A 12,321-nucleotide genomic window follows, 5' to 3' on the forward strand; every position below is an offset into this window, starting at 1 on the left:
AAATTAAACGTGTTGCAGGGCTTTTTCCGCCAGCTGTGCAAAATAGCGGGCTGCGGGCTCGATCAGGGCTTCGTCAGGATTAAACGCCGGGTGGTGTAAACCATACGGGCTGTTGCTGCCGATGCTGACAAACGCGCCGGGAACAGACTGCAGGTAGACCGCAAAATCTTCCCCGCCCATATGCAGTTCCGCGTGCCGGGTTTCATAACCGGCCTCTCTGGCAACGGAGGTGGCGAAGTCGGCCCAGCGCTCGTCGTTCACCAGCGCAGTGGGCCCGGCATACCAGGTGATGTCGATCTGCGCGCTGAAGGCGCTGGCAAACCCGGCGGCAATTTCACCCACGCGGGCCTTCACGTTCTGCTGCACTTCCGTGCGATGGGTACGCAGCGTGCCTTCCAGCTCGACGCTTTCCGGCAGCACGTTCCAGGTGTTGCCGCCTGCGATGCGGGTGACGCTCAGCACCACCGAATCCAGCGTGTTGACGTTGCGGCTGGCGACGCTTTGCAGCGCCGTCACCAGCTGGCTCGCCAGCACAATGGCGTCGTTGCCTTCGTGAGGACGTGCGGCGTGCGCGCCCTTACCGGTAATGCGGATCACGAAGCGGTCGACGTTGGCGTAAAACGGCCCGCCGCGGGTGGCGAACTCACCGACCGGCAGGCCGGGCTCGTTGTGCATGCCGAAAATGGCGCTGACGTCACGCAGGGCACCGGCACGCACCATACTCTTCGCACCGCCAAAGTTCTCTTCGGCAGGTTGAAACAGGATACGCACCCGGCCGTTAAGCGAGGCTTCCCGCTCTTTGAGCTTTAACGCGGCGCCGAGGATCACGCTGGTGTGGATATCGTGTCCGCAGGCGTGCATCACCCCTGCATGCTGCGAGCTAAACGGCACGCCGCTGCGCTCCTCAATTGGCAGGGCATCAATGTCTGCCCGCAGCGCAATCAGCTTGCTACCGGTTCCGATTTCCGCCACCAGCCCGGTCGGCAGATCGTAAGGCTGTGGGGGAATACCGGCATTCGTCAGCCACTGGCGCAGGCGCGCGGTGGTCTCCACTTCCTGGCCGGACAGCTCCGGGTTCCGGTGCAGCTCACGACGCCAGGCAATCAGTTGTTCGCCGAAGCTCATACGGTGACCTCCCTGTTAAGACGCGCCTCGGCCAGCAGACGCAGAGACGCGACGCGCGTTGCCCCCTCCGCAACCGGCGTGTCGATGATAAATTCGTCAATGCCCCACTGTTCGTGCAGCGCGTTAAGCTGTTCCAGCACCGACTCAGCTGTGCCCGCCAGCAGCGACTGGGCCCGACGGGCAATGCGCACCGGCTCGCTCCCCGCCTGACGGGCAAAGGCGTAGGCCTGCTCCTCGCTGGCGACGGTTACGCGCTGGCCGTTTGCCAGCTCAACGCCCCACACTTCGACCTTCTGCGCCAGCGCGTCCGCTTCGGCCTGGGTCGGCGCGACAACCGCCTGCACCGCCACAATCACCTCCCGCGCGCTGTTCTTCCGCCAGATCGATACCACCTCGCGCAGCAGCTCCGGATCGCCGTTCAGGTGTGCGGCAAAGACGAAGTGCCAGTCGAGCGATGCGGCGAGCAGCGCGCTTTCGGGGCTGGCCCCCAGCAGGAAACCTTGTGCAGGGACCGGCGGCAACGGCGTGGCACGAACGGCCTCTTCCGCCGACTGGTTTTCAGGACGGACCCAGCGATCGAGCTGCGTCAGCTGTTCGGCAAAGCTGCCCTTTTCCTGCTGATTCAGGCCCTGCTGAAGCGCGCGGGTTGAGAGCGGTAAACCGCCGGGGGCTTTCCCGACGCCCAGATCCACGCGACCCGGCGCCAGCGCGGCCAGAACGTTAAAGTTTTCAGCGACTTTATAGGGGCTGTAGTGTTGAAGCATGACGCCGCCAGAGCCCACACGGATGCGTTTCGTTTGCCCGAGGATCCAGGCAATCAGCAGTTCCGGCGAGGGGCTGGCGAGCTGTGGTGTGTTGTGGTGTTCGGCAATCCAGAAGCGGTGATAGCCCAGATTTTCCGCCAGTTGCGCCAGCGCTAACGTCCGCGCCAGCGCATCGGCAGCCGTTTCATTTTCAGCGATGGGGCTTTTATCCAGAATGCTGATTCGCCATGACATGTTGCGTTCTCGTTTGACTTAACATGTCGACATTATTAAAGGCGTATTTCACCACTGAGAAACAATTAATTTACATTTGGTTTGCCGGAAATCAGAAAAGCATAGCCCTGCTAACGGTGTGATTTTAGCGTTGAAATGAGCGCGTCGGCCTGCGGCCGGGAGGTAATGCGGACAAACTGAATATGGGCATACTGCGGATTTTGCATATCTGCTTCATAGCGCTCGCGGTTACTGCGCCAGGTTTTGATCGTCCAGATAATGATTGACTCCCGGCTGAAAAATGAGCGGCGGAAGCTTTCACGGTTTCCTGTGCCGGGCCACAGCTCCTGCCGGTGCCATGCGCGTTTGAATGCACGCGTGACCGCCTGCCGGAGCGTGCGGGTGAACCCGCAATCGACCCACACGACCATATCCACATCACGCCACTTCACCGGGCGCGTGCGGTTGTAGTTACCGTCGAGCACCCAGCCAGGCGTGGCGTCAAGGGTATTCGCCAGCGTTGTAAGTAATTCCTCATCGGGCGTTCCCTGCCAGTCGGGCCGCCAGTAAAGCCTGTCCATCTCAATGTAGGGAAGCGCCAGTTCCGCCGCGATGCGTCGGGCAAGCGTACTTTTTCCGCTCCCGCTGGTACCAACAATATTGATTTTCACCGTTCCGCCTGGACATGCTGAAGAAAACGGATTGCATCATAGCGTTTTAGTTTTGTTAATGAAACGCCAGTGAAGCGCAGCAGCCTGACGCCCTCCCCCTATGCAATTATTAAGATATTCTGATGATTAAAGCAGCACTTCAATAATTGTTTTGACTAAAAAATCACCACGATTCAGCGCGTTGTAAACCTTGTCTGCTCTGACCACACGATTTCCTTCGACCTGCATCACTTTCGGCACGGTTATATTTTGCGTAGCTTATCAATTGCAGGTAGGATGCCTCGCCATGTTTCGCCTTATCCATACGCAGAATGACTGGGAAGGCGGCATGTGTTTGCGCAGAAGCAATCGTTTGTATTGCGCTCTGCCAGGCAGGACTATCACGATAATGGTTCAGACAGGCAAACAGGTAACTCAATGAAAACAAGCAATAAAAGCGCAGCCGATCATCACGCTGCGAAACGTCGCTGGTTGAACTCCCACGAAGAGGGCTACCACAAAGCGATGGGCAACCGTCAGGTTCAAATGATCGCCATCGGCGGCGCTATCGGAACGGGTCTGTTTTTAGGTGCTGGCGCGCGTCTGCAGATGGCGGGCCCGGCTCTCGCCCTGGTCTATCTGGTGTGCGGGATCTTCTCTTTCTTCATTCTTCGCGCGCTGGGTGAACTGGTACTGCATCGCCCTTCCAGCGGAAGCTTCGTCTCTTACGCCCGAGAATTCCTCGGTGAAAAAGCCGCCTACGTGGCAGGCTGGATGTACTTCGTCAACTGGGCGATGACCGGTATCGTCGATATCACCGCCGTTGCGCTGTATATGCACTACTGGGGCGCGTTCGGTGATGTGCCGCAGTGGGTCTTTGCCCTTGGCGCGCTGGCAATCGTCGGCACCATGAACATGATCGGCGTGAAGTGGTTCGCCGAGATGGAGTTCTGGTTTGCGCTGGTCAAAGTGCTCGCCATTGTGATTTTCCTGGTGGTCGGTACCGTCTTCCTCGGCAGCGGCAAGCCGCTGGATGGCAATGCTACCGGCTTCCACCTGATAACCGATAACGGCGGTTTCTTCCCGCACGGTCTGCTACCTGCGCTGGTGCTGGTGCAGGGCGTGGTGTTTGCCTTTGCCTCTATTGAGCTGGTCGGTACCGCTGCGGGCGAATGTAAAGACCCGCAAACGATGGTGCCAAAAGCCATTAACAGCGTGATCTGGCGTATCGGTCTGTTCTACGTCGGCTCCGTGGTGCTGCTGGTTCTGCTGCTGCCGTGGAACGCCTATCAGGCCGGCCAGAGCCCGTTCGTCACCTTCTTCTCGAAGCTCGGCGTGCCTTACGTGGGCAGTATCATGAACATCGTGGTGCTGACGGCGGCGCTCTCCAGCCTGAACTCCGGTCTTTACTCTACCGGGCGTATCCTGCGCTCCATGTCGATGGGCGGTTCAGCGCCGAAGTTCATGTCGAAGATGAGCAAGCAGCACGTGCCTTACGCGGGCATTCTTGCCACGCTGGTGGTGTATGTCTTCGGCGTATTCCTGAACTATCTGGTGCCGTCTCAGGTCTTTGAGATCGTTCTGAACGTGGCCGCACTCGGCATTATCGCTTCCTGGGCCTTTATCGTGGTCTGCCAGATGCGTCTGCGTAAAGCCATTAAAGAAGGCAAAGCCGCAGATATCAGCTTTAAGCTGCCGGGCGCGCCGGTGACCTCCTGGCTTACCCTGCTCTTCCTGTTCAGCGTGCTGGTGCTGATGGCGTTCGACTACCCGAACGGCACCTATACCATCGCCACCATCCCGCTGCTGGCCGTGCTGCTGATCGCTGGCTGGTTCGGCGTGCGTAAGCGCGTTCACGAAATTCACAGCACCGCGCCGGTTCATCCAGACGATGAAAAACACGACGCGCCGCTGGTGGAAGAGACCTCGCGTTAAGCATCACACAGGCATTAAAAAGGGAAGGCATATGCCTTCCCTTTTTTTATATTACAGCGCGATACGAATCACATCGTCAGGCTGGGTCGCTTCCTGCTGGCGGGTAGATTTTTGCTTCACCGTCACGTAAAGCGTTTTGCCATCCGCAGACAGCGCCAGGCTGTTCGGGTAAACCGGCGTATCGAACGTTTTCGTCACTTTGTAGGTCTTCGCGTCAATCACGCTCACCTTGCCGGCCTCTCGGTGCGTCACGTAGGCTTCATTGCGAGCCGGGTTAAACAGAACGGCCAGGGATTCAGGCGCGGCGATTTTCTCGATCACGCTGCCGTCTTTCAGGCTCACCGCCAGCACTTCCGGCTGTTTTGAATCGGTCAGGAACGCGCGCTGACCGGCGGTGTCCAGGCTCAGGTTCAGATAGAAGTGCTCTTTTCCGTCGTCCTGCACTTTTTTGCGGCTCAGGATTTTGTTGGTGGCGGTATCAATGGTGACCAGCTCACCGTCTGCATTGGTGGTGTACAGGCGTTTCGCCTTTGCATCCAGCGCCAGACCGGTACTGTATGTGCCAGTGTTGGCAATGGTCTCTTTCAGCTTCAGCGTTGCGCCATCCACGACCCAAATCACGCTCTCTTTGCCGACACCGGTGATGTAAATCGTGTTGCTCGCGTCATCCGCCACCAGCTGGCGCGGCTGCAGCGGTTTGACGGTTTCACTGCGCTGGCGGCTATCAAGCACCAGTCGCCCTTTCACGTCGCCCGTTTTTGCATCAATGGCCGTCACTGCGCCGTTGATCGTATTACCCAGCCACAGGGTTTGCGTCGCGCCGTCGAGGGTGGCGCCAAACGGTTTGAGATCGCTATGAATGGCCTGCGTCACCTCCAGCGTAGCAGGATCGAGGCGATAGATAACGCCACCCTTGTCGAGTTTACGGCTTTGCGACGTCGCAACCCACAGCGCGTTCTCCTGCTGGCTGACCGCCATTTCATAGGCACCTTTACCCACCGCTTTACGCAGCATCTCTTCGGCGGCATGCGCCTGGAAGGTTCCGGCAAACAGTAAAGCGGCAGACAGCAGAGACGTACTCAGGCGTGGCGAGCACAGATGGCGTAAAGACATAACAATTCCTTTTTTGAAAATTGGGGGTACTGCTGACATCGCTTCCGGCTGGCAACGTCATGGCATTGCCGTTTTGATAATGAGAATAGTAATCATTAATAAGTTAAAAGTGGAGTTTTTCTTTTCCCTGGTGCCTTTCATTAACGCAATGTGCGGTTATAGTTTTCAAAACATTTACAAAACCTTTAACATGTATGGACATGTTCCATTTGGTTCGTTTATACATCACAACCGGTTTTACTCATGAAAATCATATCTGCCCGTAAGGCATCTCTCCCGCTGCTGCTGGTTCCCGTTGTTTTTGCGCCTCTAAGCGCGATGAGCGCAGAGGAACAGACCATGATCGTCAGCGCCACGCCGCAAACCGTATCAGAGCTTGATACTCCGGCGGCGGTCAGCGTCGTGAATGGCGAGGATATGCGCCACGCTGCGCCGCGCATTAATCTCTCCGAATCGCTTGGCAGCGTTCCGGGACTACAGATTCAGAACCGTCAGAACTATGCTCAGGATCTCCAGCTTTCGATGCGCGGGTTTGGTGCCCGCTCAACGTTTGGCGTGCGCGGCATTCGCATGTACGTCGACGGTATTCCAGCCACCATGCCGGACGGACAGGGCCAGACCTCCAACATCGATCTCTCCAGCATTGACAGCGTTGAGGTGCTGCGCGGTCCCTTCTCCGCCCTGTATGGCAACGCCTCTGGCGGCGTAATTAACATCAATACGCAAACCGGGCAGCAGCCGCCGACCATCGAGGCAAGCAGCTATTACGGCAGTTACGGGACATGGCGCTACGGCATGAAAGCCACCGGCGCAATGGGCGATGGCACCCATGCCGGGGACGTGGATTACACCGTATCCACCACCCGCTTCACCACTAAAGGCTACCGCGACCACAGCGGCGCGCGGAAGAATCTCGCTAATGCCAAACTGGGCGTACGCATTGACGATGCCAGCAAGCTGACGCTGATTTTTAACAGCGTGGACATGAAAGCAAACGATCCGGGCGGGCTGAGCTATCAGGAGTGGCAGGATAACCCGCGTCAGTCCCCGCGCGGCGATCAGTACAACACGCGCAAGACCATCAAGCAGACTCAGGCGGGGCTGCGCTACGACCGCCAGCTTAGCGCTCAGGACGATCTCAGCGTGATGATGTACGCCGGCGAGCGTGAAATGACCCAGTACCAGTCGATTCCCTACCAGCCGCAGTTGAGGCCTTCTCACTCCGGCGGCGTGATCGATATGCAGCGTCATTATCAGGGGGTTGATACCCGCTGGACGCACCGCGGCGAGCTGCTGGTGCCGGTCACCTTCACCACCGGTCTGAACTATGAAAACATGAGTGAAGATCGTCGCGGGTACGAGAACTTTGTGATGAACAACGGCGTGCCGGACTACGGCGTGAAGGGTGATAAACGCCGGAACGAACGTAACCTGATGTGGAACGTTGACCCTTACCTGCAGACCAGCTGGCAGCTGACGCAGAAACTGTTCGTGGATGCGGGCGTGCGTTATAGCTCGGTCTGGTTTGATTCTAACGACCATTACGTTACTCCGGGCAACGGCGACGACAGCGGTGACGCAAGCTATCACAAGTGGCTCCCGGCGGGCTCCGTGAAGTATGCGGTGACGGACGCGTGGAACCTCTACGCTGCCGCAGGGCGTGGGTTCGAAACGCCAACCATCAACGAGCTTTCGTATCGCGCCGATAACCAGGGCGGCCTGAATATCGGCCTGCAGCCTTCCACGAACAACACGTATGAGGTGGGCAGCAAAACCCGCATTGGCAATGGCCTGCTGACGGCAGCGCTGTTCCGCACCGATACGGATGACGAGATCGTGGTGGATGCCAGCTCTGGTGGCCGCACAAGCTATAAAAATGCCGGAAAGACCCGCCGTCAGGGTGTCGAAGTGTCTCTCGATCAGCAGTTTGCTGAGAACTGGAAGCTGAAAATGGCGTGGACCTACCTTGATGCCACCTACCGGACCAACGTCTGCGGCGACGCGGACTGTAACGGCAACCGTATGCCGGGCATTGCCCGCAACATGGGCTATGCGTCGTTTGGCTGGCAGCCTGAAGAAGGCTGGTACGCGGGCTCGGACGTGCGCTACATGAGCGATATCATGGCCGACGACGAGAACACGGCGAAAGCGCCATCGTACACGGTGGTCGGGCTGAATACCGGGTATAAATTCAACTACGGCAACTGGGGGATGGACGTCTTTGGCCGCGTAGATAACCTGTTCGACAAAGAGTACGTTGGCTCGGTTATTGTCAACGAATCCAACGGGCGTTATTACGAGCCAGCGCCTGGCCGTAACTACGGCGTAGGGCTGTCTGTCTCTTATCGATTCGAGTAAGAAATAAGTAAAGTTTATTTTATACCGAAAATAACGATCCTGATGGCAAAATGCCATCAGGAGTTATTCACCAGATAAATAATTAAACGCGGTATATAGTCGCTCTGTTAAATTATCTCTCAGTTAAAATATTGTCGCTGTAAAAGCGTATTCGCTTCATCAATCGATTTTTCTATCGCCTTCTGGCTGGCGTCAACATCCCGGCGTTCCAGGGCTGAAAGCAGTTCGTCATAGTGATACGTCGCTTCCTTAATGTCATTAAGCTCCTGGTGCAGATAGTTAATGCAAGGCCCGATGCGCACCCAAAGCTGTTCAATTAATGCATTCAGCGTGGGCATTTCCGCGTACTGATAAAGCGTAAAGCGGAAGATGCGATTTGCGTGCAATGCCTGCTGAACGTTCCCGTTGCGCATGGCCTCATGAAAGGCCTCCGACAAATTGCGCAACGTCTCCAGCTTGCTATCAGACATGTTCTGGCATGCTGCGGCGACTGCCATGGGCTCAAGCTGTTTTCTGATGGCGTTAATCTCGTTATAACGCTCCAGCGTCACCTCAGGGACCAGAAATGCCTGCGCTGGGGTGGCGTGTAGCGCGCCTGAGGAGACCAGGCGCAGCAGCGCTTCGCGGACCGGCGTAATACTGGTGCCTAATTTATCAGCAATCTCTTTCGTAATCAGTCGTGCTCCTGGTTTGAGAGAGCCTGTAATTAACGCCCCTTTCAAACTGTGTTCAACCTGCATGGTAAGGCTAACCCTTTGGGCTTTTTCTAAGTGATCCAAATCAAGCATGTGTAATTCCTGTAGCTAAAACTTAATGCTATTTTTAAACGCCAGTTTTAATAAAACGGCGCCGGTACGATATATCCTGTATCGTCATGCCTGGTGGTGGGAAGTACAAAAACAGCAAAAAAAGCAAACGTCATTTTTTTATCGTTTTCGGGCTCATCGGGGATGATGGCGCGAAAAGTCATGTCCAGTAATTAAAGACAATATATCGTATCTTCACAAATAAATATGGCGGGAAACCCCGCCATAGTGCCTTTTATTTATTGTCACCCGCGACGCGAATCACGACTTTACCGAAGTTTTTTCCTTCCAGCAGGCCAATCAGCGCTTCAGGCGCGTTTTCCAGCCCGTCCGTCACCTGTTCACGATAGTGAATTTTACCCTCCTGCACCCAGCGCCCCATCTCTTCCTGAAACTCATGAATGCGGTGGCCGTAGTCCTGGGCAATGATAAAGCCCTGCATCCGGATGCGTTTCTTCAGAATAGTGCCCATCAGAAGCGGCAAACGGTCTGGCCCGTCAGGCAAGCCCGTCGCGTTGTAGCCGCTCACCAGACCACACACCGGCACGCGCGCGGAGGTGTTCAGCAGGGGCAGCACGGCGTCAAACACTTTCCCGCCGACGTTTTCATAGTAGACATCAATGCCGTTCGGGCAGGCCTGCCTGAGCTGGTCGGCAAAATCCGCGGCGTGGTGATCCAGGCACAGGTCAAACCCGAGAACCTCAACGGCATGGCGGCATTTCTCTGCGCCACCGGCGACGCCGACCACCCGGCAACCTTTGATTTTGCCGATCTGCCCAACCGTCGCGCCAACCGGGCCGGTCGCCGCAGCCACCACCAGCGTTTCACCCGCTTTCGGTTGCCCGATATCCAGCAGCCCCATATAGGCGGTAAAGCCCGGCATACCCAGTACGCCCAGCGACCAGGAAGGATGAGACGGATTGTCGCCCAGCTTCACCAGGCCGCTGCCGTCCGAAAGTTCATACTCCTGCCAGCCGCTGTAGCCCAGCACCCATTCACCGGCTTTGAAGTCGGGATGGTTTGACTGCTCAACGCGGCTGACCGTTCCCCCCACCATCACCGCACCGAGCTCAACCGGCGGTGAATAGGATGGCGCGTCGCTCATGCGACCCCGCATATAAGGATCCAGCGACAGCCAGACGGTACGAAGCAAAAGCTGCCCCGCACCCGGTTCCGGAACAGGCTGCGTTTCCAGACGAAAATTTTCCGCGACCGGTGCGCCCTGTGGACGAGAGGCCAGCACCCAGCGGCGGTTATGCGAAACAGAGTGATTCATCAGGATCTCCTTCTGGTACAAATGTCATTACAGCCTGGCTCACGTTCAGCGTTATCGCATTAGCATTACGAGCCAGACTGGTTGAGGCGTACAACCAGATAGATGCAGGTTTCATTCGTCTCGTTGATGAACCGGCAGTCATTAGGCGGCCCCAGCTCAAGACAGTCTCCGGCGCGCATCTCGTGGCGCGTATCGCCCTCCTGAAACACCAGCTCACCGGACTGCAGCCAGATAAGCTGACGCGCCAGCGCGTAAGAAGAGGCCGGCATCGGAACATCGCTGCCCGCAGGCAGTTCAACCTGAACAAGGTCGATGGGCAGATCGGTACGGGGGGAAACATGGCGGCGGAGGTAATGCGTCTGCGGGTCGCGCCAGACGGGCTGGTTTGCCAGGCGCAGCAGCTTGCCCTCCTGCATTTCGGCCCGGGCAATCAGCGTTGACATGCTGATGCCAAACGCGCCCGACAGGCGGGCAAGCAAGGTGGCGGTCGGGCTACTGTCCCCGCGCTCGATTTTATGGATCATGGCGCGGGAGACGCCTGCCCGGTCCGCCAGCTCGCTCAGGGACCACCCGCGAGACTCGCGTTCAAGGCGAATTCTTGCGCTAATCCGTTGATTCATTGTGTCTGTTATGGTGTTCATGACGTCATACTATAGTGTATGAACGGCATTTCAATGGGCTTTTGATAACAAAAAAATATGGCTTATGCCGTAGCGATCGGGCGATACAGTTGTGTAATATCGTAGCGACAACGTAACACTATAGTGAACAACACACAGAGGCTTCATCATGATCGTTCGTCATGCCTGCAAAGAAGACTGCGCTGCGATAGGCGAGATTTACAACCACGCGGTGCTGCACACTGCCGCGATCTGGAACGATAAAACCGTCGATACCGATAACCGAATCGCCTGGTTTGAGGCGCGCACGCTTGCGGGCTACCCGGTTCTGGTCAGTGAGGAGGACGGCGTAATCACCGGCTACGCCTCTTTCGGCGACTGGCGCGCCTTTGACGGCTTCCGTCATACGGTTGAGCACTCGGTCTACGTCCACCCGGATCATCAGGGCAAGGGGATTGGCCGCACGCTGATGAAGGCGCTGATTAACGAGGCCCGCGCCATCGGTAAACACGTGATGGTGGCCGGGATTGAAGCGCAAAACCATGCCTCGATTCACCTCCACGAAACGCTCGGCTTTGTGACGACCGGACAAATGCCGCAGGTGGGAACCAAGTTTGGCCGCTGGCTGGACTTAACCTTTATGCAGCTGCAGCTGGACGAGCGCAGCGACCCGGACGCGATCCCATGAATCAGTCACTGACGCTGGCGTTTCTGGTGGCGGCGGGCATTGGTCTGGTGGTGCAAAACACCCTGATGGTGCGTATCACCCAGTCCTCCTCCACCATTCTTATCGCGATGCTGCTGAACTCCCTGGTCGGCATCGTGCTGTTTGTCAGCATTCTGCTGCTGAAACAGGGCGTCGCCGGGTTCAGCGAGCTCGCCGCAACGGTGCGCTGGTGGACGCTTATTCCGGGGCTGCTGGGGTCGTTTTTTGTGTTTGCCAGCATCAGCGGCTATCAGAACGTTGGCGCGGCGACGACCATCGCCGTACTGGTGGCAAGCCAGCTGATTGGCGGGCTGGTGCTTGACGTGCTGAGGAGCAATGGCATTCCGCTGCGCGCCCTGATCGGCCCGGTGTGCGGCGCGGTGATGCTGGTGGTCGGGGCCTGGCTGGTGGCGCGACGCCAGTTTTGATGGTTACAGTATGGTGCCGCCTTTCGTCAGCTGTTCCTCACGCGCGTCCATCTCCTCTTTATGCTGCTTACCGTGGTGAGAAATCGCGGTGCGCAGACGCTGCTGCTGAGTGTAACGATCTTCACGGCTCAGCTCCGCATCATCGCTTAATTCGATCAGCAGTTCGTTCATGTGGGTAATCACGCTCTCTTCGATGGCGGCATCGACGCGGGCGATAACTTCGTTTAAATGTGACATTGTCACTCCTCGTTATGTGCCCGGTGGCGCTACGCTTACCGGGCCTACAGGTGCCAAATGTAGGCCCGGTAAGGCGGAGCCGCCACCCGG

General features: G+C 57.2%; 12 protein-coding genes. 4 read left to right on the plus strand and 8 right to left on the minus strand.

Annotated elements, in window-relative coordinates; translation table 11 throughout:
- Positions 1–3: 3 nt before the first annotated feature.
- From AC2FAJ_RS03665 to AC2FAJ_RS03675, 3 genes are all read right to left on the minus strand, one after another.
- The gene (locus tag AC2FAJ_RS03665; RefSeq protein WP_028013282.1) at positions 4–1,125 is read right to left on the minus strand and encodes an amidohydrolase; all 1,122 of its coding nucleotides are present in this window, start codon (positions 1,123–1,125) and stop codon (positions 4–6) included.
- Positions 1,122–2,123 (minus strand): MsnO8 family LLM class oxidoreductase, encoded by a 1,002-nt coding sequence (locus tag AC2FAJ_RS03670; protein ID WP_485453830.1) that lies wholly within the window; start codon positions 2,121–2,123, stop codon positions 1,122–1,124. The genes AC2FAJ_RS03665 and AC2FAJ_RS03670 overlap by 4 nt, the downstream gene beginning before the upstream one ends.
- Positions 2,124–2,233: 110 nt before the next feature.
- Positions 2,234–2,773: an AAA family ATPase gene (locus tag AC2FAJ_RS03675; RefSeq protein ID WP_248112334.1), complete on the minus strand. Its 540-nt coding sequence runs from the start codon at positions 2,771–2,773 to the stop codon at positions 2,234–2,236.
- Positions 2,774–3,190: 417 nt separating this feature from the next.
- Between AC2FAJ_RS03675 and ansP the strand changes: the two genes are divergently transcribed.
- Positions 3,191–4,687 carry an L-asparagine permease gene (ansP, locus tag AC2FAJ_RS03680; protein WP_028013287.1) on the plus strand — a complete coding sequence of 499 codons (1,497 nt, stop codon included), beginning with the start codon at positions 3,191–3,193 and terminating at the stop codon, positions 4,685–4,687.
- Between the two features lie 51 nt (positions 4,688–4,738).
- Here ansP and yncE read toward each other — a convergent pair whose 3' ends face one another.
- Complete coding sequence (yncE, locus tag AC2FAJ_RS03685) at positions 4,739–5,800, minus strand: 7-bladed beta-propeller protein YncE (RefSeq protein ID WP_047368641.1); 1,062 nt, start codon at positions 5,798–5,800, stop codon at positions 4,739–4,741.
- Between the two features lie 243 nt (positions 5,801–6,043).
- Here yncE and pqqU point away from each other — a divergent pair, with 243 nt between their 5' ends.
- Positions 6,044–8,158: a TonB-dependent receptor PqqU gene (gene pqqU / locus AC2FAJ_RS03690; protein WP_485453831.1), complete on the plus strand. Its 2,115-nt coding sequence runs from the start codon at positions 6,044–6,046 to the stop codon at positions 8,156–8,158.
- A 119-nt stretch (positions 8,159–8,277) separates the two neighbouring features.
- On the opposite strand, the gene AC2FAJ_RS03695 is transcribed toward pqqU, so the two are convergent.
- From AC2FAJ_RS03695 to AC2FAJ_RS03705, 3 genes are all read right to left on the minus strand, one after another.
- The gene (locus AC2FAJ_RS03695; RefSeq protein WP_045630489.1) at positions 8,278–8,946 is read right to left on the minus strand and encodes a GntR family transcriptional regulator; all 669 of its coding nucleotides are present in this window, start codon (positions 8,944–8,946) and stop codon (positions 8,278–8,280) included.
- A gap of 253 nt (positions 8,947–9,199) precedes the next feature.
- Positions 9,200–10,240 carry an NADP-dependent oxidoreductase gene (locus tag AC2FAJ_RS03700; protein ID WP_485453832.1) on the minus strand — a complete coding sequence of 347 codons (1,041 nt, stop codon included), beginning with the start codon at positions 10,238–10,240 and terminating at the stop codon, positions 9,200–9,202.
- 65 nt (positions 10,241–10,305) lie between these two features.
- Positions 10,306–10,881, minus strand: a complete 576-nt coding sequence (locus AC2FAJ_RS03705) for a helix-turn-helix domain-containing protein (RefSeq protein WP_021240241.1) — start codon at positions 10,879–10,881, stop codon at positions 10,306–10,308.
- Between the two features lie 148 nt (positions 10,882–11,029).
- Between AC2FAJ_RS03705 and AC2FAJ_RS03710 the strand changes: the two genes are divergently transcribed.
- The gene (locus tag AC2FAJ_RS03710; RefSeq protein ID WP_028018868.1) at positions 11,030–11,548 is read left to right on the plus strand and encodes a GNAT family N-acetyltransferase; all 519 of its coding nucleotides are present in this window, start codon (positions 11,030–11,032) and stop codon (positions 11,546–11,548) included.
- Positions 11,545–11,994 carry a DMT family transporter gene (locus tag AC2FAJ_RS03715; protein ID WP_047365031.1) on the plus strand — a complete coding sequence of 150 codons (450 nt, stop codon included), beginning with the start codon at positions 11,545–11,547 and terminating at the stop codon, positions 11,992–11,994. Before AC2FAJ_RS03710 ends, AC2FAJ_RS03715 begins: the two co-directional genes overlap by 4 nt.
- A 3-nt stretch (positions 11,995–11,997) precedes the next feature.
- Here AC2FAJ_RS03715 and AC2FAJ_RS03720 read toward each other — a convergent pair whose 3' ends face one another.
- Positions 11,998–12,231 (minus strand): YdcY family protein, encoded by a 234-nt coding sequence (locus tag AC2FAJ_RS03720; RefSeq protein WP_008501298.1) that lies wholly within the window; start codon positions 12,229–12,231, stop codon positions 11,998–12,000.
- Positions 12,232–12,321 lie beyond the last annotated feature (90 nt).

This window comes from Enterobacter cloacae complex sp. 385G4, assembly GCF_057320665.1.

What these genes read in the sequence shown, in the direction of transcription:
- AC2FAJ_RS03665 (WP_028013282.1), bottom strand. Translation starts at nt 1,125, where the DNA reads ATGAGCTTCGGCGAACAACTGATTGCCTGGCGTCGTGAGCTGCACCGG.
- AC2FAJ_RS03670 (WP_485453830.1), bottom strand. Translation starts at nt 2,123, where the DNA reads ATGTCATGGCGAATCAGCATTCTGGATAAAAGCCCCATCGCTGAAAAT.
- ansP (WP_028013287.1), top strand. Translation starts at nt 3,191, where the DNA reads ATGAAAACAAGCAATAAAAGCGCAGCCGATCATCACGCTGCGAAACGT.
- yncE (WP_047368641.1), bottom strand. Translation starts at nt 5,800, where the DNA reads ATGTCTTTACGCCATCTGTGCTCGCCACGCCTGAGTACGTCTCTGCTG.
- pqqU (WP_485453831.1), top strand. Translation starts at nt 6,044, where the DNA reads ATGAAAATCATATCTGCCCGTAAGGCATCTCTCCCGCTGCTGCTGGTT.
- AC2FAJ_RS03695 (WP_045630489.1), bottom strand. Translation starts at nt 8,946, where the DNA reads ATGCTTGATTTGGATCACTTAGAAAAAGCCCAAAGGGTTAGCCTTACC.
- AC2FAJ_RS03700 (WP_485453832.1), bottom strand. Translation starts at nt 10,240, where the DNA reads ATGAATCACTCTGTTTCGCATAACCGCCGCTGGGTGCTGGCCTCTCGT.
- AC2FAJ_RS03705 (WP_021240241.1), bottom strand. Translation starts at nt 10,881, where the DNA reads ATGAACACCATAACAGACACAATGAATCAACGGATTAGCGCAAGAATT.
- AC2FAJ_RS03710 (WP_028018868.1), top strand. Translation starts at nt 11,030, where the DNA reads ATGATCGTTCGTCATGCCTGCAAAGAAGACTGCGCTGCGATAGGCGAG.
- AC2FAJ_RS03715 (WP_047365031.1), top strand. Translation starts at nt 11,545, where the DNA reads ATGAATCAGTCACTGACGCTGGCGTTTCTGGTGGCGGCGGGCATTGGT.
- AC2FAJ_RS03720 (WP_008501298.1), bottom strand. Translation starts at nt 12,231, where the DNA reads ATGTCACATTTAAACGAAGTTATCGCCCGCGTCGATGCCGCCATCGAA.